This window comes from Actinomyces oris (assembly GCF_001553935.1).
Taxonomy (GTDB): Bacteria; Actinomycetota; Actinomycetes; order Actinomycetales; family Actinomycetaceae; genus Actinomyces; species Actinomyces oris_A.
In genome coordinates this window covers 2,649,599-2,675,289 of record NZ_CP014232.1, presented here as the reverse complement: position 1 = coordinate 2,675,289, position 25,691 = coordinate 2,649,599, and the positions used below count along the sequence as shown (strand labels likewise).

The window sequence follows — 25,691 nt, the reverse complement described above, 5'->3', positions numbered from 1 at the left end:
GGCTGACCGGATCAGGCCTGGATCTGCTCGGCCACGGCGCGCAGAGCCTCGTCTAGAGCCTGAGGGTTCTGACCGCCGCCCTGAGCCAGATCGTCCTTGCCGCCGCCACCGCCGCCCAGCACCTGAGCGGCGGTGCGCACCAGGGCGCCGGCCCGGATGCCCTGCTCACGTGCACCGGCATTGGTGGCCACGACCACGACCGGACGCGAGCCCACGACCGCGCCGACAGCGACGACTGCCGGTTCTGCCTCACCGAGCCGGCTGCGAGCGTCGAGGACCAGCGAGCGTAAGGCGTCGGCCGAGCCGACGGTTCCGAGGTCGGCTGAGGCAAGACGGATCTCACCCAGCCGGACGGCGTCGGAGACGATTCCGGCCGTGCGCGCGGACAGCGCCGCCTGCTCGGCCGCGGCCAGGCGCTTCTCGGCGTCCTTCAGGCGCGCCATGAGGCTCTCGACCCGCTCGGGCAGATCCTCGGGGCGACCCCCGACCATGGTGGAGAGCTGGGAGACCAGCGCGTGCTCCTTGGCCTGGTAGCCGTAGGCGCCCTCACCGACGAGGGCGTCGATGCGGCGCACGCCCGAACCGATCGAGGACTCGCCCAGCACCGCGATGCGGCCGATGTGGCCGGTGCTGGGAACGTGGGTGCCTGCGCACAGCTCCTTGGACCAGTCACCCCCGATGGAGACGACGCGCACCTCCTTGCCGTACTTCTCCCCGAACAGAGCCATGGCGCCGGCGGCTCGGGCTGCGTCGATGTCCATGATCTCGTCGGTGACGGCCAGGTCCTCCGAGAGCCTGGCGTTGACCCGCTCTTCAATGCCGGAGATCTGGTCGGAGGCCAGGGCGGAGCCGTGGCGGAAGTCGAAACGCATACGGGAGGGCGAGTTCTCGCTGCCGGCCTGGGTGGCGTTGTCCGAGACGATCTCGTGCAGCGCCTTGTGCACCATGTGGGTGGAGGTGTGGGCTCGGGCGATCGCCAGGCGGCGCGCCGAGTCGATCTGGGCGAAGGCCTTCTCCCCAACTGCGATCGTGCCCTCGGTCAGGGTGCCGCGGTGAACGTGCAGCCCCTTGACGGGGGCCTGGACGTCATCGACCTCGACGGTGCCGCCGTCAGCCAGGCGGATCGTGCCCTGGTCGGCGAGCTGGCCACCCATCTCGGCCCAGAACGGAGTCCGGTCCAGGACGACCTCGACCTCGGCCGGGGCGGTGACGACACTCTGCGGGACGCCATCGACGAGGATCCCGGTGACGGTGGCATCGGCGGAGGACTCGGTGTAGCCCAGGAAGGTCGAGCCACCGCCCATCTCCTTCTCCAGCTCGCGGAAGACGCGGATGTCGGCGTGCCCGGTCTTCTTGGCGCGCGCGTCAGCTCGAGCGCGCTCCTTCTGCTCGTTCATGAGGCTGCGGAAGGCGCTCTCATCGACATCGACCCCCTGCTCGGCCGCCATCTCAAGGGTCAGGTCGATGGGGAAGCCGTAAGTGTCGTGCAGCTCGAAGGCGCTCTTGCCCGACACCAGCGGGCGCCCGGAGCTGCCCGCCTCCTTCTTGGCCGAGGCCACCGCGGTGTCCAGGATCGTGGTGCCGGCGGCCAGGGTGCGGCGGAAGGCGTCCTCCTCGCCGTAGGCCACCTCGGAGATGGTGCTCCAGCCGGTCTCCAGCTCAGGGTAGGAGGACTTCATGGCGTCCTTCGAGACGGTCAGCAGCGTGGGCATGGCGGCCTCGTCGACGCCGAGCAGGCGCATGGAGCGCACCGCCCTGCGGATGAGGCGGCGCAGGACGTAGCCGCGGCCGTCGTTGCCGGGACGCACGCCATCGGAGATGAGCATGAGGGCCGAGCGCACGTGGTCGGCGACGACCCGCATGCGCACGTCATCGTGGTAGGCCTCGCCCGCCTCGGGTCCGGTCGAGCCGCGGCCGTAGACCTTTCCGGACAGCTCCTCGGCGGCCTTGATGACAGGGAAGACCTCGTCGATCTCGTACATGTTGGGCTTGTCCTGCATGATGAAGGCCAGGCGCTCCAAACCGGCACCGGTATCGATGGCCGTCTGGTCGAGCTTGCCCAGGAGCTCGAAGTCGTGGCCCTTGCCCTCTCCGCGCAGGAACTCGTCGAAGACGAGGTTCCATATCTCCAGGAAGCGGTCGCCCTGGGTGTCGACGGCGGGACCGCCGTCGGGCCCGTAGGCGGGGCCGCGGTCGTAGTGGATCTCGCAGCAGGATCCGGCAGGGCCGGGCTGGCCCGTGGACCAGGAGATGTCCTTGAAGGGAAGGAGCTGGATCCGCTCTGCAGGCACCCCGATCTCACGGGTCCAGTAGTCGAGGGAGACCTGGTCCTCCTCCCAGATCGTCATCCACAGCCGGTCCCCGTCCAGGCCGTAGCCGCCCTCCTCCCGGCTGCCTGTCAGCAGGCCCCAGGCGTAGGAGATCGCCCCCTCCTTGAAGTAGTCGCCGAAGGAGAAGTTGCCGTTCATCTGGAAGAAGGTGCCGTGGCGCGTCGTGATACCGACGTTGTCGATGTCATTGGTGCGGATGCACTTCTGCACCGAGGCGGCCCGGGGCCAGGGGGCCTCCTCGGTCCCCAGGATGTAGGGGATGAAGGGAACCATGCCCGCCACGGTGAACAGGATGGAGGGCTCGGGAGACACCAGGGAGACCGAGGGCCGGATCTCGTGCTCGTTCGCGGCGAAGTAGTCCAGCCAGCGGCTGCGGATCTCGGATGTGCGCATGGGGTCCTCATCCTGTTCGAGGTGTGCCCGGGCACTGCGGCTCTTGGGCCGGGTGCTGGGCGTGTGGGCGTTGTGGTATGACCTGCCGGCCAGGTATGCGGTGGAGACGGTGGAAACAGTCGCCTGCGGGCTGGGAGCCGGTCGGGTTGCTCCATGGTGAGCGTACTCCCACGCCGGGGCGCCCCGAACCTCTCATGGGTCCGGGGCGCCCCGGCGTCAAGTGGGCGTGAGGGTCAGCGCGAGTAGTACTCGACGACCATCTGGACGTCACAGGTCACGGGGACCTCGTCGCGCTTGGGGCGGCGCACCAGCGTGGCCGAGAGCTTCTCGAGGTCCACGTTGAGGTACTCCGGGACGGGGGGCAGCACGTCGCGGTGCGCACCGGCGGCGGCGACCTGGAAGGGCACCATCACCTGGGAGCGGGGACGAACCTGGATGGTCTGTCCGGGCTTGACGCGGTAGGAGGGGCGGTCCACGACCTTGCCGTCAACGAGGATGTGGCGGTGAACCACGTCCTGGCGGGCCTGGGCGATGGTGCGGGCGATCCCGGAGCGCAGGACGAGGGCGTCCAGGCGCATCTCGAGCAGCTCGACGAGGGACTCACCGGTCAGGCCCTGGCCGCGACGGGCCTCCTCGAAGACGCGCTGGAGCTGGGCCTCGCGGATGCCGTACTGGGCGCGCAGGCGCTGCTTCTCCTTGAGGCGGACGGCGTAGTCGGACTCGGTGCGGCGGCGGGCGCGGCCGTGCTCACCGGGGCCGTAGGGGCGGCGCTCGAAGTAGCGCACGGCCTTGGGGGTCAGCGGGATGCCGAGGGCGCGAGAGAGGCGCACCTGGCGGCGGGAGCGTGAAGAGCTCATGTGTGTCATTCCTGTCGGATCGATGGTCGCACGCCGTGGCGGGAGGCGACGGCGCGGGGTCAAGCCTCGGTTCGGGCCGGGACCCCAGGAGGTCCGCATCGTCGTCGACCGGTAGCACCTGCAGCAGGAGCCTGCCGTCTCCGATGTGGACAACTCGAGAACTGTAGCGTGCTCACCGGCGAAAACCCAGGTTGGAACCGCCCGGTGTGAGGCGGTCCTCAAGCTCTGCCCGCCCCCACTTGAGGCATTCATGATGCGTGCTGTCGCTCATCGAGGATGCGCCTGACCGCCTCGAGGCGGGAGGTCAGCTGCTTCTCGAAGCCGTTTCCTGTGGGCCGGTAGTACCGGCTGCCCTCGAGCCCGTCGGGCAGGTACTGCTGGCCGACGACGGCGTGGGGGAAGTCGTGCGGGTAGCGGTAGCCCTTGCCGTGCCCGAGCCCCTCGGCCCCGGCGTAGTGGGCATCGCGCAGGTGAGCGGGCACGGCCGCGGCCTTCCCGGCCCGCACATCGGCCAGCGACTCGTTGAGCGCCACAGTGACCGCGTTGGACTTGGGAGCGGTGGCCACTGCGAGCGCGGCCTCGGCCAGGATGAGCCCGGACTCCGGCATCCCGATCATGGCAACCGCCTGCTGGGCGGCCACGGCGGTGGACAGCACCGTCGGGTCGGCGAGCCCCACGTCCTCGGCGGCGTGAATGACGATGCGCCGGGCGATGTAGCGGGGGTCCTCCCCAGCGGCGATCATGCGCGCCAGGTAGTGCATGGTGGCGTCGGGGTCCGAGCCGCGCATCGACTTGATGAAGGCGCTGATGACGTCGTAGTGCTGGTCTCCGGCGCGGTCGTAACGCACCGCTGCCACGTCCGCGGCCCGCTCGACGTCGGCCACCTCGATGAGAGGCGACGTGCCGGAAGCGGGCGTCTGCGCCAGGACCGTGCCGGCGGCGGCCTCCAGCACGGTGAGCGCTTTGCGGGCGTCGGAGCCGGCCATGCGCACGATCTGCCCGCGCGCCTCCTCGCTGATGCCCACGGTGCCGGCCAGGCCCCGCTCGTCATCCAGCGCGCGATCGATCAGGCGCCCGATATCGTCGGCACCCAGAGGCTGGAGCGTCAGGAGCAGGGAGCGGGACAGGAGCGGTGAAACAACGCTGAAGGACGGGTTCTCCGTGGTGGCCGCGATGAGCGTCACCCACCGGTTCTCCACGCTCGGTAGCAGGGCATCCTGCTGGGAGCGGGAGAAACGATGCACCTCGTCGATGAACAGCACCGTCTCCTCCCCCGCCGCCAGACGGCGCCGGGCATCGGAGACGACGGCGCGCACGTCCTTGACGCCGGCCGTGACCGCCGACAGCTCCACGAACCTGCGGCCGCTGCCCCGTGCCACCAGGTAGGCCAGCGTCGTCTTGCCGGTTCCGGGTGGGCCCCACAGGATGACCGAGGACAGGGAGGAGCTAGACGGCCGCGCGGCGGCGCCCCGTTCACCAGCATGGGAGCCCCCGCTCGCCTCGGCCGGCTCCACGAGGCGGCGCAGAGGCGATCCGGGGGTGAGCAGGTGTGCCTGCCCCTGAAGCTCGTCGAGCGTGCGCGGACGCATCCGCACCGCCAGCGGCGCGTGGGAGTCCACGGGGATCCCGGCGTCATCCGTGCCGGCCGACTCGAACAGGTCCATGGACCCGACCCTATCTCCCCTGACGCCGGCCCCGCGGACGCACGATACTCAGGCGCTTGCAAGGCCTGACGTGGAAGCAGACCCGGCAAGCACCGCCAGCGCGGCGATGGCCGAGTCGGTCGCAGGTCGGTCGCAGGTCGGCCACAGGTCGGTCACAGGAGGCTGATGTCTCCGGCGCCCTCGCGCAGCACCTCGGGGACGTCGTCAGTCAGGTCGACGACGGTGGTGGGCTCGCCCTGCCCGACCGGCCCCTCGATGACGACGTCGATGAGGTGCCCCAGAGAGTCCTGGATCTCCCACCCGTTGGTCTCGGGCTCCTCCTGGCCGGGACGGATGAAGGTGGAGGACAGGATGGGGGCGCCGAACTCGGCGACGAGCGACTGGGTGATGGCGTGGTCGGGGATGCGCACTCCCAGCGTGTGCTTCTTGGGGTTGAGCGTCATCCGGGGTACGTCCTTGGTCCCCTTGAGGATGAAGGTCCACGGCCCCGGGGTGAGCCGCTTGATGAGCCTGAAGGCGTTGTTGCCCACGATGGCCAGCGGCCCGACCTGGCCGAAGTCGGCGCACACGAAGGTGAAGTTGTGCTTGCCGTCGAGCTGGCGGATGGTGCGGATGCGGTCCAGTCCCTCCTTGTTGCCCGGCGCGCAGGCCAGGGCGTACCCGGAGTCGGTGGGGTAGGCGACCAGGCCGCCGTCGCGCAAGGTGTCGACGACCTTCTCAACGAGACGGGCCTGAGGATTGACGGGGTGGAGCTCGATGTAGCGTGCCATGCGCCCACCCTACCGCGAGTGACAGGTCTCACACAGCATTCCGAAGGCAGGAGAACGTCAGCCGCGAGGGATCCGGTGAGGGACGTCGGAGATGACACCGGTCACGCCCCAGTTGAAGAGCTCGTTGGCTCGGCTGGGCGAGTTGACGGTCCAGACGTTGACGCCATAGCCCGCATCCCGAAACTCCTGGACCTGCTGCCGGGTCAGGCCGGAGTCCTCGGGATGGATGAAGTCGGCGCCCACGATCTCAAGGGTGCTCCTCCAATCACCCGACAGCGCACGACTCTCATAGAGGCACCCCACGGGGACCTCCGGGGCGCGCTGCTTGAACAGGTGGAGCAGGAGGTGGCTGAAGGAGGAGACGATGACCTTGACGTCGGGGCGCAGGCGCTCGAGCTGTGTGATGACACCGTCGATGAGACGCAAGGTCGCCTCCTTGCCGGTCTCATTGGGCTTGATCTCGATGTTGGCGTTCAGGCCGGCGTCATTCATGAGGTCGATGAGATCGCTCAGGGCGGGCAGCGGCTCACCCACAAACCGAGGGGAGAACCAGCCTCCGGCGTCGATGCCCGCCAGATCGGCCACCGTCAGGTCGTCGTACCGACCGGCGCGATTCGTGGTCCGGTCCAGGGTGGAGTCATGGCAGATGATGACTGTTCCGTCGGCGATGACGTCGACGTCGGCCTCCACCCACGTCACCTGATGATCCAGCGCACAACGGAAAGCGGCCATGGTGTTCTCCGGGGCCAGCGAGCTCAGGCCCCGGTGCCCGAAGATCATGCGCCCCTCGCCGCACACGTGCCCACCACTGTCTGAGGTCACCGATGACATGGCCGGCATGCTACCCGAGTCGCACACACGCGCATCATGGAAGGTCGGTTGACATCAAGGCGAGTTGATATAAAATCCCTTGTATGCGAAAGGTCGCCACACCACCGGAGGCCCCCCTCGGGGAGGACTCGGCCGTGGTGCAGCTGTTCAAGGCGCTGGCTCACCCCATGAGGGCGAGCATCGTCTACCGCCTCATCAGCTCACCGGCTGACGTCACCGAGCTGGTGACGTTCCTCGGCGTCTCCCAGCCCCTGGTCTCGCACCACCTGCGGGTCCTGCGCAACGCCCACCTGGTCGAGTCGGTCCGCGACGGCAAGCGCCAGAGCTACTCCCTCATCGACGACCATGTCGCATCCATCTTCATCGACACCCTTGAACACACGAAGGAGCACGATCATGACTGCCACCACTGAGCACCGCCCCGCTGAGGCCCACCAGCACACCCACGGCCCCGACTGCGGGCACCTGGCCGTCATCCACGGAGACCACGTGGACTACATTCACAACGGCCACGCCCACCACGAGGACAACGGCCACTACGACGAGTGCGACACCTGCTCGTGCGAGCACTGCTCGGACCCCTGCGCCGTGTGCGAGTGCGAGGACTGCACCTGCCCCACCTGCAACCACAACACCTGCTCGTGCGAGCACTGCTCGGACTCCTGCTCCTCGTGCACCTGCGAGGACTGCACCTGCCCGACCTGCACGCACGCCGCCTGATCGAATCAGTCAGTCACCCCTGAACGCACCGCGTCCATCGGGTGCGCCTCCATGAGGGCCTCTTGCCGAATGACGTATGTCGGCAGGAGGCCCTCACGGTTTGCGGCAACGCTGTAGCCGACGGCGCCCGACGCAGACGGTCAGCGGGAGGCCCCTGGACGATGAGGCTCAGGGAATGGCGGGTTTGCACCGATGCGCACGCGCAACGATCATGTGCCCATGAGCAGTCCCCTCCCTGTTTCCGGTGCTTCTGGGCACGTGGCGCCGCCTGTGCCCGGTGTCCGTCTGGGGCAGGTGCTGGGTCAGGGAGGATTCGCCACCGTCTACGCCGGGGAGCAGGTCTCGTTGGGGCGCCCAGTGGCTGTCAAGATCGACTCCAGGCCGCTGCACGACGAGCGAAACCGCCGACGTTTCATGCGGGAGATGGCGGCCGCCAGCCGGATCAGTGGGCACCCGAACGCGGTCTCGCTGATCGACTCCGGAGTGCTTCCCGACGGGCGCCCCTACCTGGTCATGGAACGCTGTGACGGGGGTTCCTTGGCCCAGGTCCTGCAGCACGGCGAGCTCAGCGCCGCTCAGGCCGTCAGCATCGTCACGGCCGTGTGCTCCGCCCTGGGCGCTGCTCACGACGTCGGGGTCCTCCACCGCGACATCAAGCCCGGAAACATCCTCATTGACGCTTATGGAAGCCCGCGTCTGAGCGACTTCGGCCTGGCCGCCGTCCAGCGCGAGGGCATCGACTCCTCCGTCACCCTGGAGACGATGACGCCGGACTTCGCTCCCCCGGAGGCCTTCACCCTGGCCGCGCCCTCACCCAGGGGCGACGTGTGGTCGATGGGGGCCGTTCTCTTCGCGCTCTTGACCGGACGCGGTCCTCGACGCACAGCCGACGGCGCCCCCCAGAGCCTGCCGGAGATCATCAACCACCTGTCGGTGCCCATCGACACCTCCGACGCGCGCATCCCCGAGGCGTTACGTCCGCTGCTCGACCGGGCGCTGCACCCCGACCCCGCTCAGCGGTACCGCGACGGCAACGAGCTGACCGAAGCACTGACTCGGGCCGGCGGGCTCTCGAACGGCGCGTTCAGCACCCCTCACTCGGCGCTACGGGATTCCCACCCCCTGCCTGCGGCGATCTCGACGCCCACAGACGGCTCGCGCCGCTCGAGCAGGGCACTGATGCTCCTGGCACTGGGTGTGACAGCGGGCGTCGTCATCTCCGCCGCTGTGCTGGGCGCCGTGAGGCTCATCGACTCGGTGCCGTCAGCGAACCGGGCAGTCCAGCGGGCCTCTGCCTCGCCCGTCCTACATGCCGGGGCCCGAGCGGAGCAGGGCGCCGGCAGCCGCCCCTCGGCTACGGCCCGGGCAACCGTCCCCGGCTCCCGGAAGGCTTCGTCCTCCCCGACATCCGCCCCGACTCCCGCGCAGGTCAACGCCCAGGGCATCCCCTACTCCGACGACATGCCGTGGCCTCTGGGGACCTGCCTGAGCCGGACGACCTCGGTCGTGGGCGGCACGAGCGTCAGCCAGGTCGACTGCTCCCAGGCCGACTGGATCGTCTTCGCCGGCGGAACCTTCGATCCGGCCACGACCGCTTCCAGCGCCACCGAGGCCATGGCGAATGACCCTCAGGTCGAGGTCGCCTGCACCAGCGCCTACGCGCAGCGCTATGGACTCGACCTGTCCACCAGCTACACGATCAACACGCTCGGTCCCAATGATGAGGAGTGGGCCGCGGGCAGTCGGGGTTTCGCCTGCGTTCTGGGCCGGTTGTAGATCTGCAGCGGTCTCGCACCCCCTCCGCAGGCGTCGGCCGGCGCCGACGTCAACAGGTCAGCCCCCAGGAGCCGAGTCACCGGCCGGCGCCGGCGAAAACTTCCTCGATGAAGGGATCGACCAGCCCGTGGTAGGCCTCCGGGGCGTCCCTCCGCACGCAGTGGCCGACGCCATCGAGCAGCACCAAACGTACGAGCGGATTGCTCACCTCAGAGGGGTCAGGAGCCATCTCACCGCGGCGGGGCGCCAGGTAGAGCGTCGGCCTCCGCAGCCGGTTGATCGCGCTGACGAGGTCGGCCTCGCCGAGATAGGTACCTTCGCGGATGTAACGGCGGTCGACCTGCCTCTTGCACGCGGCCCAGGCCTCGATCTCGGACTCGGTCCATGAGGTCTCGCGCCGCATACGTTCCCGCTCGGCCGTGCCGCCGTCGGCGAAGGCGTCCAGGAAGTGCTCCTGATACTCCACGAACCAGAGGGCCGGAGCCCAGTGCCCGGTGGGACGCGCGGCGTCCTCCAGTACCAGTGCCCGAACGAGCTCGGGCCGGGCGACACTCACCCGCAGCGATATGAGCCCACCCAGACTGTGCGCCACGACGACCGGCGGCTCCGGGAACAGCGCCAATGTCCTCGTAAGGTCCTCTTGCATCGTCTGCGGCGCCCGAGCCAGGGCCTCATCGTCCCACCGCGGGGATGCCCCGTGTCCCCGCTGATCGATCGCGAGGACGTGATACTGGGAGGACCAGCGGGCTACGGCATCCGGCCAGGCGGTAGCTGATTCAGTCAGGCCGTGGACTAAGAGCAGCGGCGGATCCGTCGGGTCGCCCCACTCGTGCAACGCAAGCATCGTCACCTCATCGAATCTAGGCGAAAGCCGTCAAGTTCGGTGCCCCCCCCGGGAGATGCCCCTGGGAGCACCGAACTCGACGCCGGGATCAGCGCGCCGTCCGCAGGTCCTTACCCAACGACGCGACCTGCGAACTCAGATCTGCTTCGTCCCTTGCTGTTAGCCCTGCGCCGCAGAGCCGCAGTCGTTGTCCGGGACGGCGTCGACCCCGGCCTCCTTGCGCTGCTCGGGCGTGATCGGGGCGGGCGCCTCGGTCAGCGGGTCGAAGCCGCCACCTGACTTGGGGAAGGCGATGACGTCGCGGATGGAGTCGGCCCGGGTCAGCAGGGAGACGATGCGGTCCCAGCCGAAGGCGATGCCGCCGTGCGGCGGGGCACCGAACTTGAAGGCGTCCAGCAGGAAGCCGAACTTCTCCTGGGCCTCCTGCTCGCCGATTCCCATGACGTTGAAGACGCGCTCCTGGACGTCGCTGCGGTGGATACGGATGGAGCCGCCGCCGATCTCGTTGCCGTTGCAGACGATGTCGTAGGCGTAGGCCAGGGCGCTTGCCGGGTCGGTGTCGAAGGTCTCCAGGCACTCGGGCTTGGGCGAGGTAAAGGCGTGGTGGACCGCGGTCCAGGCGGACTTGCCCAGGGCCACGTCGCCGTCGGCCTTGGCCTCGGCGGAGGGCTTGAACAGGGGGGCGTCCACGACCCAGACGAAGGACCACTCGTTGTCGTCGATGAGACCGCAGCGCTTGCCGATCTCCAGGCGGGCAGCGCCCAGCAGGGCGCGCGAGGAGTCCACGGGACCGGCGGCGAAGAAGATGCAGTCGCCGGGCGCGGCGCCGGCGGCCTGGGCCAGGCCCTCGCGCTCGGCGTCGGTGATGTTCTTGGCGACGGGCCCGCCGAGGGTCCCGTCCTCGGCGACGGTGACGTAGGCCAGGCCCTTGGCGCCGCGCTGCTTGGCCCACTCCTGCCAGGCGTCGAAGGTACGGCGGGACTGGGAGGCCCCGCCGGGCATGACGACGGCGCCCACGTAGGGGTTCTGGAAGACTCGGAAGGTGGTGTCCTTGAAGTAGTCGGTCAGGTCCACCAGCTCGCAGCCGAAGCGCAGGTCGGGCTTGTCCGAGCCGTACTTCTCCATGGCGTCGTGGTAGGTCATGCGGGCGATGGGAGTGGGCAGCTCGTAGTCGATGAGCGCCCACACCTCGCGCAGTACGTCCTCGGCGACGGCGATGACGTCGTCCTGCTCGACGAAGCTCATCTCCACGTCGAGCTGGGTGAACTCGGGCTGGCGGTCGGCGCGGAAGTCCTCATCGCGGTAGCAGCGGGCGATCTGGTAGTAGCGCTCCATGCCGGCGACCATGAGGAGCTGTTTGAACAGCTGCGGGCTCTGCGGCAGGGCGTACCAGGAGCCCGGTGCCAGTCGAGCCGGAACCAGGAAGTCGCGGGCGCCCTCCGGGGTGGAGCGGGTCAGGGTGGGGGTCTCGATCTCCACGAAGTCATGGGAGTCCAGAACCCTGCGGGCGGCCTGGCTGACCTTGGCCCGCAGGCGGATGGCGTGCTGCATGGCGCTGCGCCGAAGGTCGAGGTAGCGGTAGCGCAGACGCGCCTCCTCGCCGACCTGTCCGGCGTCCTCAGCGTGGTCGGAGACCTGGAAGGGCAGCGGCGCGGAGGCGTTGAGAATCTCGACGTCGGAGACGACGACCTCGATCTCGCCGGTGGGCAGGTTCGGGTTGGCGTTGCCCTCGGGCCTGGCGCTCACCTCCCCGGTGACGGCCAGGACGTACTCGGCGCGCAGGTCGTGGGCGATCTCCTCGCGGATGACGACCTGGGCGATCCCCGAGGCGTCCCGCAAGTCGATGAAGGCCACGCCTCCGTGGTCACGACGTCGATCCACCCATCCGGTGAGGGTGACGACCTGGCCGATGTCTGAGGCGCGCAGGGAGCCTGCGGTTCGGGTTCGCAGCACGGTGCTGAGTTCCTTCCGTGTGGGGCACTGAGCCGGTGCCCGTCGGGGCGCACCACGAGACGGGTGGGCGCCGGCGGCAGTTTACAAGGAGCTCGGGTCTCAGTCCTCAGGCCATGGCCCGACGACGTTGGTAGGCAGCCATCCTGCGACGGTTGATCGCCACGAGTACCGACAGAACGACCAGGATCACGCTGAGCCCGAGGACGAAGGCACCGATAATCGGAAAACCGGTCGACTCCCGACCCGGCCCCGCGGCCTGGATGCCGGAGGCGGCGGCCGCGTTGGACCGCCCCATGGTCGTGACCTGGCGGGGCGGCGGCGTGGGAGCCGGCGGAACGGTGGGAGGGGCGGACCCACCGATGACCGTGACACCCGATACTGTGAAGTAGGGGCTCTTGTTGGTGTAGTCCGCCGCATCGCCCTCCTGGCCGCTCTCCCCCTGAGCCCCGACGACCCGGAATCGCAGCCAGTGGTTTCCCTGCTCGACGTACTCGGGAAGCTCGAAGGAGCCTGCGGCGGTGCCGTCCTTCTTGACGGTGATCGTGGTGACCACCTCGGACTCCGAGGGGCGCGAGGCGACCAGCGCGCCGTCGTCGACGAGGACCTGGACCGTCACATCACTGGGGAATCCTGAGAGCGTGTACATGATCGTTCCTCCGACGGCGACCGTCGAGGGGCTGACCGTTGAGGCGGTTCCGGTGGTGGAGGGACCGGTCTTGGTGTCCGCGCTGGCGACGGGGCTCGTGGAGACCACCGCCACCAGGCAGGCGAGGAGGACGGAGCAGACGATGACGAGCATCCGCGGTGATCCCTGGAGGCACCTCACGCCAATGCGATGCCGAGCCAGTGCAGGACGTCGATCACGCCGTACGCGCTCAACTGTCCGGGACGTCCGGATCATCTGCTTCCACCTCCTTTCCACGGCCGCGTGCTCAGGCCCCTTGACAATGTCATTGACGCTCTCCTGCCAGACCGTCTCAGCGCCTGCGCGGAAGCCGCAGTCGCGGGGAGGTCCGTGGTGCACGCAGCGGCATCCCTGAGAACGCGGCGACCAGAAGGCTCACGGCTCCGACGACCAGCAGTCCTCCAGCGCTTCCCAGAAGCATGTCGTTGGCACTGAGGCCCTTCTTGGTGGGCTCAGCCACGTTATCCGGGAAGGTCAGCAGCTGAGCCTGGGCCGGACTGCGAGGGTCGGAGGAGGCTGAGGAGATCTCCAGCTTCGCCCACCCCAGGAGGCTGTTGTCACGATCGGCCACCGCCAGCTCGTAGGAGCCGGAGTCGAAGGTTGAGATGTCGATGGAGACGCTGTTGGCGGAATCAACCTGCACCCAGCCCTTGGTGGTGGCTCCGGGGAAGACGAACACCGAGACCCACTCGCCCGCTTGCGCCTTGGACTTAGGCAGGACGAGGTTGACGACGTTGCCCTGGCGGGAGCCGGACAGGGAGCCGGCGTTTTCCGCACTCAGGTGAGCCGCGCTGGTCACCGGGGCCACCGGGCTCCGGTCGGGACGAACGGTACGCTGAGAGGCCGTGTCAGCCTCAGACGAGGTCTGCGCCGAGGCCGCGGAGCCTTCAGAGGCATGGGCGTTCTCGCCTCCTGAGCCTCCGGCGTTCGGGGCAGGCGCGCCTCCTGCGTTCGCATGCTGCTGGGCGGAGCCGTCCTGGGAGGTCGAGGAGCCGGTCTCCGATCCGGCACCGGGTGCCTGCGGCGCGGAGGAGTCGGCCTGGCCGCCTGTGTCTGTACCCGCGCCGGAGCCATGGTCGCCAGAGTTGCTTGTGTCGCCCGGGTTACCCGAGTCACCACCTGGGTTGTTGCCGGGGGCGTTGTCCGTTCCGGGGCGTCCGCCATCCGGGTTCGGTTTCGGAGCGTTCTGATCGGGTTCGGTGGTCTGCGGTGCGGGAGCCGCGGACGCCGACTCAGAGGGGCGGACCGAGGGGACCGCCGAGGCGGAGGGCTGCGACGACGGCGCAGCGGAGGGTGTGGGACCAGGGCTGGCGGGCGAACCCGTCGGCTCCGGTGCGGGTTCGCTGGTGGGCTCCGCAGCGGCCGAGGGCTCCGCGGTCGCGGTAGGAGCCGGGCTCGGCGCGGGGGACGGCTTGGGCTGTGGGGCGACGGCCTTGTTGAGGGCGAAGATGTTGGTGGCGGCGGTCAGCCCGGAATCGATGGGCGAGAGCTGCAGGTAGTAGCGGCCCTTGTCCACGTTCCCCCCGGTGTAGAGGGCAGACAGGTTGAGCTGAGCCTCGAAAGACCCGTGATGGAAGGTGACGGGAACCGAGAGCGTTCCCGGAACCACGTATCCGCCGTAGGCCGCCACCTTGATCTCGACCGGCTTGTCGCCGTCGAGCATCTCCCCCTGGGAGCACCAGCCCGTGCCGCGGACCCTGACGGCGGTCTCCGGGTCATAGGTGGGCTCGCTCCCCTGGGGGTCGGAGCCATCGGAGCCGAGCACCTGGATGGCGGGCTTGACCTGGCACGTCTTAGCAGTGGCGCTCGGGGAGGCACTTGGCTGGGCAGAGGCGGTCGGTTTGGGCTTGGGAGTCCTTGAAGGCGAGGGCGATGAGCTGGGTGAGGCAGTCGCGGAAGGACTCGCCGTCGGGCTGGGTGCCGCGGAGGGACTCGGTGACGGGGATGCCGACGGGCTGGGGGACCCGGAAGGAGTCGGTGAGGGAGTTGCCGAGGGTGTCGGCGACGGCTCAGTCGTGGCATCAGGAGCCGGTTCCGCAGTGGGTGCGGTCGTCGGTTCAGCAGTCGGCACCGGACCGGGTGCAGCGCTCGGTTCTGCGGTGGGCTCCGCAGAGGGTTCGGCAGTCGGCTGCGCGGTGGGCTCCGCCGTCGGTTCTGCGGTGGGCTCCGCAGAGGGTTCGGCAGTCGGCTCCGGCGTCGGCTCGGGAGCCGGGGGGTTGATGACGTCCGGGTCCTGCTTGACGAAGGAGAACAGGCCCGTCGTCGCACTCACCGTTCCACTGGTGTAGGTGAGGCTGAAGACCTTCGCACCCACCTCCCAGCCACTGTCACCGGTGGCCTGACGCATCCCCTTGATGAGGTAGTCCGTCGGGATGAATACCTCCTGCTCGCCGTTGGCGGGAGCGGGACGCTCGAGCTCGGCCTTGATGCCAGGAAGCAGGTAAGGAGTGACGTTCTTCCCCTCGACGACGTTGAGCGTGATGGTGGGGTCCTCCAGGACCTCCCCTGCGGTACTGCACCAGCTCAACAGGACCGAATCGACCCCTACACCGAATCCGGTCTCATAGACCGGCATTACGTACTCGGGTGCCGACTGCCCCTCAGGGTAGACCATTCTGGCGATAGGGTGGCAGGCCGAGCCGCTCTCATAGTCCTCAACGACATTGCCTGCATTCAGGAGGGGCATGGCGGCCACACCGGCGGTGGCCAGAACAATGCCGAAGGCTGTCAGAACAGCAAGAATCGCGCGCAGGCCCGCCCTGGTCACAGGGAGGGTGGCAAGCAGCCGCTGAGCATATTGCATGACGTGGTCTCGTTCATGGGCGGGGGCAGATGGACTTACTCGTACAGCACATGGCGGACAACCGAGATGCACGAGGAAAGGACGCACCGTGAAGCAGGCGCGACTGCCTTTCGCGAACGATGATAGACGGACGCCTCCCTTCTAAGAATCCGCTATCACCCGAGAACATCGTCCGCGTTGTCGATTCCGGGTTTAGTATACACAGCGGTAACCCGTCAATCGGTCGGGTTGAGACCATTCAGAACCGGCAGGCTTGAGGAAACTCGAGCATTGGTAACGATAAATTGGGATACGTAACCCCTTTGTAGCCAAGATTTCTTTTGTGTCACGGTTTTATTTGCGCCGCAGATCCGGCCCCTGCGGCGTGCCCAGCACTGGCGATAGCCGCACACGGAGCACCTCAGGTGGCTCATGAGCAGGACCCCAGGTCCTGCTCATGAGCGTCAAGCCCCCAGGACAAGGCATGACGCCACCAGGCGTAGTCGTGCCCGCCACGCTCCTCGCGATACTCGAGCAGCGCTCCTTCGACCGCAAGAAGCTCTGAGGCCTTGCGAGCCCCCTGACGCAGGCCGTCTTCATGGACCCCGCACTGGACCACCAGTCGCACCCCCAGCCCTTCACCCTCATGAGGATGCTGGTCGCTTCTTCTCGGGCGCTGCAGGCTCCGAGCCTCGGAGCGATGACGCAACCAGTGCAACAGCTCCCCCTCGCCCTCACCTCGGCGTTGAGAGCCGAGCCAGAAGGAGCCGGACTGGACAATGGCACGAGTAGCCAGCTCGGGATGACGCAGAACCAGGTCGGCCGCGGCAACCCCTCCCAAGGACTGCCCAGCCACCACGATCCGATCTGGGCGCCACATGCAACCGGCATCCCCCTCAGATGACGCGGCAAACCCGCAGCCTCGCCTGCAGACGGCCCGATGTGCCGCCTGCAGGCACCTACGGAGCAGGTCTCTGCTGCGTTGCGGATCCCCCAGGTCGCGTGAGCGCATGGCCAGGCTGCCGGAGTCGATGAGCAGCAGATCCCATCGGCGGGATCTGGGGGCCAGGTGATCGACGGCATGGTTACCGCGCCAGATGTTGCCGTCGAGCAGGACCAGCAGACCCCGCTCACTGCGCCCGCAGGAGGACTCCTGGACACGCCCCCCGCACCACAGTGTGACTCGCCGGCCGGGGTCCCCAGGCCCATCAAAGTCTCTGAGCACCTCGTTCTCCAGGTCGAACCGGAGGACGTACCCGGCGTGTTCATCCTGGGGACGGCTCAGCGCCTGCCCTGTCCGCTCTGCCGAGGCACCCAAGCCGCTCATCCAGTCCGGGTGCAGAACAGCCTTGGGTCCCACCCATAGCGAGGACACCAGACCGAAGCCGTCATGCAGCCGGTCGGGATTGAGGCGATCGGGCCGTCCCAGTGCGTGAACGCGCTTCCAGCACTCGCGTCGGGCCCCGGCATCGTCAGGCAGGGCGTCATGAGTCACAACGATCCGGTAGCTCAAGAGCGCATCCTGCGGCAGCAGGACGTGAAGCGCCCACCAGCTGGTCCCGGGAACCCGGGCGGCCAGTGCCGGCGCGATGTGAGCGCGATGGTTGTCGGTCAGGGTATTGAGATGGATGAGCACACTGGGGCTGGCGCCGTGCCGGTGGTCATCACGCCACAGGAAGCTCGCCTCCACCATCTCAACCCCGTTGATGATGTGTCCCTCCCCCAGGACGGGAGTGCCGTGCACCGCGGCAGCGGCCAAGGCTGAATCGTCAGGAACCGGAGGCCACCACGCCGGGGTGATGCGAAGCGGGCCACCGTCCTGGGCCACAGGAGTCGCGGCCAGCTGTCTCCACCGTGCCTGCGGCACAGCCGGTTGATCGCCACACCCCCCACTCACGTCGCCGACTTTACAGCCACGCAGTAATCGGTTCCACGTATCGGTTCCACAGTGATCCGGCGATGGGAGGCTCGCATCATGGGACGCATGGCAGGCTTGCATTGTTCCGGGGAGCGTGGCATAGGGTAGTCGTCATGACGCACATCGTTCTTACGGCCACAACCGCTCCTGGCGCACAGGCGCTCGCGGTCATGTGTGGTGCGCAGATGTGTTGTTGTCGAGCCTGTTGATTCCGTCCCCTCCCCCCGGCGCTGAACCTGCCCGTGGAGCGTGACGACGCCTCAAAGCAGCGTTGACGTCGTCCGAGAACGACAACCGGCCATGACGTCGTGGGCTCCCGTGCCGCGTATTTTCCGCTCGCCAGAGTACGGAGACGCCCTTTCACACGCTCTGATGGCCTGAGGCTGTGTCCGCACTTACTCGGCTTGCTCCGCTCGGCTTCTCGTGCTCCTCCTCCACCATTTTCACCGGGACGCTGCTGCGTCATGCGCATCGAGGCCCGTTCCCACCACTACAGGAGAAACCATGTCCACGTCCTCGTCGTCCTCTTCTTCCTCCGATCCGTCCCAGTCCTCCGATTCCTTGTCCTCCGTCCCATCGGAGGCCGAGCTCGTGGAGACTCAGGAGGTCACGGCTGAGAACGCCGCCGCGATTCTGGCAGCCGATGACGACATCGATGATCCCGACGCCAATGAGACGGATCAGTCGCATCGCGGCAAACCGTCACGGCGCACGCTGCTCACGATTGGGGGACTCGCAGCCGCTGCCGTGGTCGGTACCGGCGCGTACCTGACGATTCGGCGTACCAACCAAGGAGTCATCGGAGCCCACGAGGCACTCCCCCTGGTGATTGGCGGCGACATCTGCGCCGCACCACTGTACGCCGCGTACCACCAGGGATTCTTCGACGACGCAGGACTGAAGGTCACGCTGGCGCGCACCCAGCAGACCGAGGACACCAAGGACGGCGTGGGCGCCGGTAAGTACATTGGCGCTCCAGGAATCTTCTTCTCCTGGCTGGAGCCGATCTACAACGGCCTCAACGCCAGGCTCACCGCGGGGCTCCACGCCGGCTGCCTGCGCCTGGTGGTGCGCAGGGACTCCCCGTATCAGAAGCTGGCTGACCTGAAAGGCACCACCATCGGCGTGCCGTCACTGTCGTCGTCGGCCTTCGCCTACTTCGCGATCGGGCTGTCCGAGGCCGGCATCAACGTCAAGCCGGACGGAGGCGACATTACGTGGCGCACAGTCGATGCGGACTCCTTGGGGACCGCGCTGACTGACGGCCAGGTGGACGCCATCATGGGTTCTGACCCCGGGCCGCTGCTTCCCGTCTTCAATGGGACGGCCCGTGAGCTGGCTAACAACGACGCTGAGGAGTTCTGCTGCTCGGTGGCACTCAATGGTGACTTCGTACGTCGGCAGCCCAAGGAGGCGAAGGCTCTGACCGAGGCCTGGTTGAAGGGCTCGGCCTACGTGCCGGACCACATCGAGGAGATCGCCAAGATCGAGGTCGACAACGACTACGTCGCCGCCGACCAGGACGTCGTCGTCCGGGTGCTTAAGACATACGGGTTCAAGGCCTCTGCCTCCAGGTTCCGGGCCGCGATCGAGCCCGGCATCGAGAAGTTCAAGGGAACCGGTTTCATCGCATCCGACGTCTCCGCCCGGAAGCTGACCGACACCGTCGTCGCCGATCTCGACATCAAGGACTGAGTGACGATGCCCGCTGAGGTGAGCCCCACGACCACATCAACCGCATCCGTCAAGCCCATCGACAACAGGAATCCGCAACCTCCCTCCTCCACGGCCAGGAAGAGTGAACCAAGCGATCGCCGTTCCAGCGCAGGCACGCTTGTGAGCACGACGGCACTGCTCTTGTGGTCGGCCTACCTGGTCATCCTCATCGCCCTGCCGGAGGCAGACCTTCTCCGCAAGGAGTCAACCACTCCAGTCGCCGTCCTTGCCGGGGCATGGCTGACCGCCCTGATCGCGTGGACACTCACCGCACGGGTCCGACCGGCCTCTTCGGCAGCGAGGTCTCTGACGCACTTCCTGCCCTGGATCAACGCCGCCGGCGCATGGTTCATCGTCTGGCAGCTGACAACATCCAAGCTCGGACTGCTCACGCCCCCGTACTTCGCCGCCCCAGAAATACTCATTGCCTCCTTCCTCGGTGACTGGAGGCTGCTGCTCAGCTGCCTGGGCGCCTCGGCGCTGCTCTTCATCATCGGGTACACGGCCGGATCGGTGCTGGGGTTCTTCACGGGCCTGCTCATGGGCTGGTCGAGGCGCGCCGACTACTGGCTCCATCCGCTCCTTCAGACCGTCGGGCCAGTTCCCGCGGCCTCACTCCTTCCGCTGGCACTGCTGCTGCTTCCGACGACGTACACCTCGGCAGCCTTCATCGTCGGCTTCGGCGCCTGGTTCCCCATGGCGACCATGACCCGCGCGGGCATACGCTCCGTGCGCCGCGACTACATCGACATGGCCCGCACACTGGGAGCCGATGAGCTCTTCCTTATCAGACGAGTGGCCGTGCCCTCAGCACTTCCGGACATGCTCACCGGCCTGTTCACAGGCCTGGGAACCTCACTCGCCGCCCTCATGACCGCCGAGCTGACCGGTGTCGACAAGGGCCTGGCCTGGTACATCAACTGGGTCAAGGGCTGGGCGGACTACCCCCGGATGTACGTGGGCCTCATCATTCTGGTGACCTTCTGCCGCACGCTCATGGTCCTGCTGTTCAAGATCCGCTCCTCGCTGCTGGCATGGCAGCAGAACCTTGTGAGGTGGTGAACCGATGTCTACTGGTTCGTCGGCGGCTGCCGCCGCATCGCAAATCTCGACTCCGTCCGTCACCCGCGGGGCACAGGTCGATCTCGCTGGTGTCTCCCACAGCTACCCGTTGTCCCATGACCTGGAGCATGGGTGGCTCCATCTGCTGCTGCGCCGGTTCTCCCCCGCTGCGAGGGCTCGCTATGAGGCTGAGGCTGCCAAGCCGGATCAGCTTGCCGTCCTCAATGACATCGACCTGACGGTGGCACCCGGGGAGTTCGTCTCACTCGTGGGGCCGTCCGGCTGCGGCAAGTCCACGATCCTGAGACTGCTGGCCGGGCTGGAGCAGCCCGTCGAGGGCCGCGTCACCGTCGACTCCACGCAGGTGACCAGCCCCTCACCTTTGCGCGCGCTCGCGTTCCAGGACGCCACGCTGCTGCCGTGGAGAACCGTGCGGGACAATGTTGCTCTGGGCCCTGAGGCGAGAGGCCGGGTGGAGCGTGACCGACGCCGGGTGGAGGCGGCCCTGCAGATCGTGGGGCTTCGGGACTTCGCCGATTCCTACCCCTCCACGCTTTCGGGAGGTATGGCTCAACGGGCCTCGCTGGCTCGAGCCCTGGTCAACCGGCCCCGGCTCTTCCTCCTGGATGAGCCCCTGGGCAAGCTCGACGCCCTGACACGCCTCCAGCTCCAGGACGAGATCCTCAGGCTGTGGGAGTCCCAACGCTTCACCGCCGTCCTGGTCACCCACGACGTGGACGAGGCCCTACGCCTGTCCAACCGGGTGGTCGTCCTGTCAGAGCGCCCTGCGCGCATCGTCGCCGACATTGATGTGCCCGAGCACGACGAGTCGAGTGACGAGGTCCGCGAGCTGCGTCGGAAAATCCTCAGCCTGCTGGGGCGGTGAACGGGCCACGAGACCGACCTCACCTGTGATCCAGCCCGTGGAGCGCGGAGTTCCGCGGATTCTCCCGTAGCCTGGGCACAGGAGCGATCCGTGCCCTGTTGACCCCGTTCGGGTCTTGCCGCACCCGGTGTGCGGCACGAGTATCCCGTGAGTCTGTGCGTGTTAGCCCATGAGTCACCCGGCCAGTCCGGGTGCGGGGCGAGTGTGGTGGGCCAGGTACGGCAAAGAGCGGAGGACAAAAGGTCCTCCCCCACACTCCGCCGCGGTCCCCACCATCTTCATGGGGACAGATATGGGAAAACTTCATGACTCACTCCAGCAGTACTGCGCCTGGCGCCTCCGATGCTCAGAGCCAGGACGGCAACGGCCCCCTCAGCCTCGACGCGCTCTTCTCCGCCGAGCTCTCCGGCGGCGAGCAGGCCGGCCCGGCCAAGAACGACGAGGAGAGCACTGTCGCCGCGCCGCACCACCGCGACGGCACCACCTCCTCCCCCGAGGACTTCGCCACTCCCGCCTCCTCTGATTCCCCTGAGGACCCGGAGGACGTCGACCACGAGGAGGAGGCGGACGACGTCGACCGAGACCTCCCCGAGGCCGACCCGGAGGACGGGATCGACGACTCCGATGAGGACGACGGCGTCGACATTGACGAGGATGAGGTTGACGGCCACACCCCCTTCATCGACACCGATGCTGATTCCAACGCCGATTCCGACGCTGACTCCAACGGCCACCAGCGCGACGTCGAGCGCGCCGCCTCGCCGCGCGACCGGGACAAGAGCGAGGTGAGGACCGCTCACGAGGATGAGGAGATCACCTTCGCCGACCTGGGTCTTCCCGGTGACCTGCTCAAGGCCGTCACCGACATGGGATTCGTGACCCCCACCGCCATCCAGAAGGAGGCGATCCCCGTTCTGCTGGCCGGCCGCGACGTCGTGGGCGTCGCCCAGACCGGAACCGGCAAGACGGCGGCCTTCGGGCTTCCGCTGCTCGACGCCGTCGATTCGCGCGACAACGTCGTTCAGGCGCTCGTTCTGGCCCCCACCCGCGAGCTCGCGCTCCAGAGCGCCGAGGCCATCACTGATATGGCTGCCCGCTCCCGCGGACTGGAGGTGGTGGCCGTCTACGGCGGTGCCCCATACGGCCCCCAGATCGGCGCGCTCAAGGGCGGCGCCCAGGTCGTCGTCGGCACTCCCGGGCGCGTCATCGACCTCATTGACAAGGGCGCGCTCCAGCTCGACGACGTGCGCTACTTCGTCCTGGACGAGGCCGACGAGATGCTGCGGATGGGCTTCGCCGAGGACGTGGAGACGATTGCGGAGTCCCTTCCCACCGATCGGCGCACCGCCCTGTTCTCCGCGACGATGCCTCCGGCCATCCAGGCCGTGGCGCGTCAGCACCTCCACGAGCCCGTTCAGGTGGAGGTCTCCAGGCCGGCCTCCACTGTCGCCACCGTCCACCAGACCTACGCGGTGGTTCCCTTCCGTCACAAGATCGGCGCCGTCTCCCGGGTCCTGGCCGTCACCGACGCCGAGGCCGCCATCGTCTTCGTGCGGACCAAGTCCACGGCCGAGGACGTCGCCATCGAGCTGGCGGGCAGGGGCATCCAGGCCGCCGCGATCTCCGGTGACGTTCCCCAGCGCGAGCGCGAGCGCCTGGTGGAGCGGCTGCGCGCCGGCACCCTTGACGTGCTGGTGGCCACGGACGTCGCCGCCCGAGGCCTGGACGTGGACCGCATCGGCCTGGTGGTCAACTTCGACGTGCCCCGCGAGGCCGAGGCCTACGTGCACCGTATCGGTCGCACGGGCCGCGCCGGCCGCCACGGCGAGGCCGTCACCTTCCTGACCCCCAAGGAGAAGGGCAAGCTCCGGCAGATCGAGCGCCTCACCGGAAGCCGTCTGGAGGAGATCACCCTGCCCTCCCCCGCGGACGTCTCCGAGCACCGCGCCCGCAAGCTCCTGTCCAAGGCCGCCGCCCGTCACGAGCGTGGCCGTCTGGACATGTACCTGCCGCTGGTCGCCGAGTCCGCCCGGGAGCTGGACATCGACGTCGAGGAGCTGGCGGCCACGCTGCTGGCCCTGGCCGTGGGTGACGAGGGCCCGCGCAGGCGCGAGGACCGGGGCGGCGAGCGCCCCCAGCGCGCCCGCCGGGAGGAGAACCTCGACTCCGAGGGGACCTTCCTGTCGGCTTCCTTCGAAGGCGGCAGGGAGAAGGGCCGTCGCGCAGAGCGGGGAGACCGCGGCGAGGGACGCCGCTCGGCCACGCGTTCCGGGCGCCGCGAGCACGAGGGCCCCGGGACCGTCTACCGCGTGGAGGTCGGGCACCGCGACCGGGTCCTGCCCGGAGCGATCGTGGGCGCGCTGGCCAACGAGGGCGGTATCGAGGGCTCCGACATCGGCAAGATCGACATCCTCCAGTCCTTCTCCCTGGTCACGATCTACGCCGACCTCAGCCCCGAGCAGCTGAGCGTCATGGGGCGGGCGACCTTTGCCGGCCGCGAGCTGCGGATCCGTCCCGACGAGGGGCCGGGGCACGGCTGGTCCGGCCCCAACGGCGAGCGGCGTCCTAAGCGGCGTGACTGGGAGGACCGCAGGGACCGTGGCGACCGCGGCGAGCGGTCGGAACGCGGTTTCCGTCCCCGCCGTGAGGACGGCGAGCGCGGCTGGAAGGACCGTGATGGGCGCGGCGGCAGGGGCGGCTACGACCGCTCGGAGCGCGGGGAGCGCCGTGACAACCGTCGTTGGGACGAGCGCCGTGGCGACCGCGACGGCTTCCGCGGCCGGCGCGAGGACCGGGGCGGTCGCGGCTACGACCGCGACGGGCACCGGGGCGAGCGCCATGGCTACGGCGAGCGCAACCAGAACCGCTTCGGCGGCCACCGGGGCGGCTTCCGCGGAGGGCGCGGTGAGCGCTGAGTCCTCAGGACTCCACTGATGCGGTGTGGGGGCGGCAACGTGTGTTGCCGCCCCCACTACTCTTCCCCTACTCCTCCATCTGGTTGTCGCATGGGTGGGTGCTCAGGCCCTGCGCACCCGCACGGTCCCCATCTGGGTGCGGGCCCGCAGCTCGAGGCGTCGTTCGAGGGCATCGGGGTGGTCCTGGCGCGGCAGGTCGGTGGCGACTCGACCGAAGTCGGAGTGGCAGTCGGCCAGGACCGCAGTTCCCTCAGGCACTCCCACCGACACGGTTCCCATCTCGCTGGACAGGTCCAAGGATCCTTCATGGGCCTCGACGATCTTGACCGAGCCGGCCTCCGTGTGGGCGGACACTGTGCCGGAGGTCGAGCGGATGCGCACCGAGCCGGCTTGGGCCCGCACGCTCCCCTCATGCAGGGCACCGATGACGATGGAGCCGGCGTCGGCGTGCACCTGCGCACTCATGCAGTCGCCCAGACGGATCGATCCCGCCGAGGTGCGGATCTGCACGTGATCCCAGGAGTGCTCAGCGCTGATCGATCCGGCATCGAGGCGGGCGTCCAGGTGCGTGCCGTGCGGCACCGTGACCCGGACTCGAGATGTCTGCGGGCCCCACGGCCAGATGCCAGCGAATCGTTCACGTCCCACGAGAGCGATCTGGCGGATACTCACCTTGGCCCCGTCGGCGGTGACGTCCAGGAGGGGGGTCAGGCTCTCGTCGGCCTCGACGGTGATCGCGCTTCCCGTTCCAGGCGCGGTCACCACGCTCAGGGTGGACAGATCCAGGACGAGGCTGGGCTGTACGTCATCGGGAAGGTCGAAGGTCCAGATCGGCATGAGTGGTCTCCTCAGGGTCAGGTATCTGCGCGGACCGCCACGATGTGGTCATCCAGCGGGTGAGTCGTTGGGCTCGGACCATGTCGGTGACACGACGACGCGGTGGTACGGAGTCAGCCGAACCAGCCGCTGAGCGTCGCCCCGGAGGTCCGGCGCTGTGCCGGTCTGGCACGCCAGTCGGTGGGGCGTCCGCCGTCGGAGCCACTCGCAGAGCGATCAGGTCCCGCCCCGTCGTTCCCGGTGCTCGGCGGGCGCTGGGAGCCCGACGTGAACGACTGTTCCGACAGCGCGCCTCGAGCCGCTTCCACGAGCCAGGCGTTGACCGAACGTCCCTGCCCCCGGGCAGCGGCGTCGATCTGCTGCTTGAGTGACTCGGGCAGGCGCAGCGTCGTACGGACCTCCGGCCCCTCCGCCACCTCAGGTACTGCCTGCACCGGAGTCTGGGCATGGCAGTCTGGGCCCGTCACGTGGTCCTGTTCCCGATCATCAGACCGATCAGCCTGGGTCACCAGAAGATGGGGCGTCGCACCGTCCATCACGACGGCGACATGAGCTCCGTCGAGCTCGCCGTTGAGCTCATCAGCGGTGTCCGTGAGCATCTGCAGGGCGACGAGGCGCAGTGCCGGATCGAGTGCAGCCGCCAGGGAGCGGGCCACGTCCTGGGTCCGGTCGTCACCCAAGGACGAGGTCTCCACGAGGGTACGACGCAGGGTCTCGGTGTAGGCATCCACATGCATGACACCATGATGGCA

The 25,691-nt window shown here is 68.2% G+C and carries 19 protein-coding genes; 7 read left to right on the top strand and 12 right to left on the bottom strand.

Going from position 1 to position 25,691, the window contains the following annotated elements:
* Nucleotides 1–11: 11 nt before the first annotated feature.
* From alaS to AXE84_RS10755, 5 genes are all read right to left on the bottom strand, one after another.
* Nucleotides 12–2,723, bottom strand: a complete 2,712-nt coding sequence (gene alaS, locus AXE84_RS10775) for an alanine--tRNA ligase (protein ID WP_060957870.1) — start codon at nucleotides 2,721–2,723, stop codon at nucleotides 12–14.
* Between the two features lie 233 nt (nucleotides 2,724–2,956).
* Complete coding sequence (gene rpsD, locus AXE84_RS10770; protein ID WP_009747225.1) at nucleotides 2,957–3,580, bottom strand: 30S ribosomal protein S4; 624 nt, start codon at nucleotides 3,578–3,580, stop codon at nucleotides 2,957–2,959.
* A gap of 248 nt (nucleotides 3,581–3,828) precedes the next feature.
* Nucleotides 3,829–5,244 (bottom strand): replication-associated recombination protein A, encoded by a 1,416-nt coding sequence (locus AXE84_RS10765; RefSeq protein ID WP_060957869.1) that lies wholly within the window; start codon nucleotides 5,242–5,244, stop codon nucleotides 3,829–3,831.
* Between the two features lie 152 nt (nucleotides 5,245–5,396).
* On the bottom strand, nucleotides 5,397–6,014 hold the full coding sequence (locus AXE84_RS10760; protein WP_010615284.1) for an L-threonylcarbamoyladenylate synthase: 618 nt from the start codon (nucleotides 6,012–6,014) through the stop codon (nucleotides 5,397–5,399).
* Nucleotides 6,015–6,071: 57 nt separating this feature from the next.
* Nucleotides 6,072–6,845 (bottom strand): glycerophosphoryl diester phosphodiesterase, encoded by a 774-nt coding sequence (locus tag AXE84_RS10755; protein WP_060958254.1) that lies wholly within the window; start codon nucleotides 6,843–6,845, stop codon nucleotides 6,072–6,074.
* 83 nt (nucleotides 6,846–6,928) lie between these two features.
* Between AXE84_RS10755 and AXE84_RS10750 the strand changes: the two genes are divergently transcribed.
* From AXE84_RS10750 to AXE84_RS10740, 3 genes are all read left to right on the top strand, one after another.
* Nucleotides 6,929–7,258, top strand: coding sequence for an ArsR/SmtB family transcription factor (locus AXE84_RS10750; protein ID WP_004564836.1), 330 nt, complete (start codon nucleotides 6,929–6,931; stop codon nucleotides 7,256–7,258).
* The gene (locus tag AXE84_RS10745; RefSeq protein ID WP_009405546.1) at nucleotides 7,242–7,565 is read left to right on the top strand and encodes a hypothetical protein; all 324 of its coding nucleotides are present in this window, start codon (nucleotides 7,242–7,244) and stop codon (nucleotides 7,563–7,565) included. The genes AXE84_RS10750 and AXE84_RS10745 overlap by 17 nt, the downstream gene beginning before the upstream one ends.
* Before the next feature lie 219 nt (nucleotides 7,566–7,784).
* Nucleotides 7,785–9,341: a serine/threonine-protein kinase gene (locus tag AXE84_RS10740; protein ID WP_060958253.1), complete on the top strand. Its 1,557-nt coding sequence runs from the start codon at nucleotides 7,785–7,787 to the stop codon at nucleotides 9,339–9,341.
* Nucleotides 9,342–9,417: 76 nt separating this feature from the next.
* On the opposite strand, the gene AXE84_RS10735 is transcribed toward AXE84_RS10740, so the two are convergent.
* The 5 genes from AXE84_RS10735 to AXE84_RS10715 form a co-directional block, all read right to left on the bottom strand.
* Nucleotides 9,418–10,185, bottom strand: coding sequence for an alpha/beta fold hydrolase (locus AXE84_RS10735; RefSeq protein WP_060957868.1), 768 nt, complete (start codon nucleotides 10,183–10,185; stop codon nucleotides 9,418–9,420).
* Between the two features lie 159 nt (nucleotides 10,186–10,344).
* Nucleotides 10,345–12,138, bottom strand: coding sequence for an aspartate--tRNA ligase (gene aspS / locus AXE84_RS10730; RefSeq protein ID WP_060957867.1), 1,794 nt, complete (start codon nucleotides 12,136–12,138; stop codon nucleotides 10,345–10,347).
* 106 nt (nucleotides 12,139–12,244) lie between these two features.
* The gene (locus tag AXE84_RS10725; RefSeq protein ID WP_236750054.1) at nucleotides 12,245–12,937 is read right to left on the bottom strand and encodes a DNA-directed RNA polymerase II; all 693 of its coding nucleotides are present in this window, start codon (nucleotides 12,935–12,937) and stop codon (nucleotides 12,245–12,247) included.
* Between the two features lie 178 nt (nucleotides 12,938–13,115).
* A complete protein-coding gene (locus AXE84_RS10720) occupies nucleotides 13,116–15,626 on the bottom strand; it encodes a PT domain-containing protein (RefSeq protein ID WP_060957866.1) in 2,511 nt (836 codons plus the stop codon).
* 409 nt (nucleotides 15,627–16,035) lie between these two features.
* Nucleotides 16,036–17,433, bottom strand: a complete 1,398-nt coding sequence (locus tag AXE84_RS10715) for an enterochelin esterase domain-containing protein (protein ID WP_060957865.1) — start codon at nucleotides 17,431–17,433, stop codon at nucleotides 16,036–16,038.
* Between the two features lie 594 nt (nucleotides 17,434–18,027).
* On the opposite strand from AXE84_RS10715, the gene AXE84_RS10710 reads away from it, so the two are divergent.
* From AXE84_RS10710 to AXE84_RS10695, 4 genes are all read left to right on the top strand, one after another.
* Nucleotides 18,028–19,218 carry an ABC transporter substrate-binding protein gene (locus AXE84_RS10710; protein WP_060957864.1) on the top strand — a complete coding sequence of 397 codons (1,191 nt, stop codon included), beginning with the start codon at nucleotides 18,028–18,030 and terminating at the stop codon, nucleotides 19,216–19,218.
* A gap of 6 nt (nucleotides 19,219–19,224) precedes the next feature.
* Nucleotides 19,225–20,301: an ABC transporter permease gene (locus AXE84_RS10705; protein WP_060958251.1), complete on the top strand. Its 1,077-nt coding sequence runs from the start codon at nucleotides 19,225–19,227 to the stop codon at nucleotides 20,299–20,301.
* A gap of 4 nt (nucleotides 20,302–20,305) precedes the next feature.
* Nucleotides 20,306–21,187, top strand: a complete 882-nt coding sequence (locus AXE84_RS10700; RefSeq protein WP_060957863.1) for an ABC transporter ATP-binding protein — start codon at nucleotides 20,306–20,308, stop codon at nucleotides 21,185–21,187.
* A gap of 305 nt (nucleotides 21,188–21,492) precedes the next feature.
* A complete protein-coding gene (locus AXE84_RS10695; protein WP_060957862.1) occupies nucleotides 21,493–24,102 on the top strand; it encodes a DEAD/DEAH box helicase in 2,610 nt (869 codons plus the stop codon).
* A 102-nt stretch (nucleotides 24,103–24,204) separates the two neighbouring features.
* On the opposite strand, the gene AXE84_RS10690 is transcribed toward AXE84_RS10695, so the two are convergent.
* A complete protein-coding gene (locus AXE84_RS10690) occupies nucleotides 24,205–24,939 on the bottom strand; it encodes a DUF4097 family beta strand repeat-containing protein (protein ID WP_060957861.1) in 735 nt (244 codons plus the stop codon).
* Between the two features lie 113 nt (nucleotides 24,940–25,052).
* Nucleotides 25,053–25,676: a hypothetical protein gene (locus AXE84_RS10685; protein ID WP_060957860.1), complete on the bottom strand. Its 624-nt coding sequence runs from the start codon at nucleotides 25,674–25,676 to the stop codon at nucleotides 25,053–25,055.
* Nucleotides 25,677–25,691 lie beyond the last annotated feature (15 nt).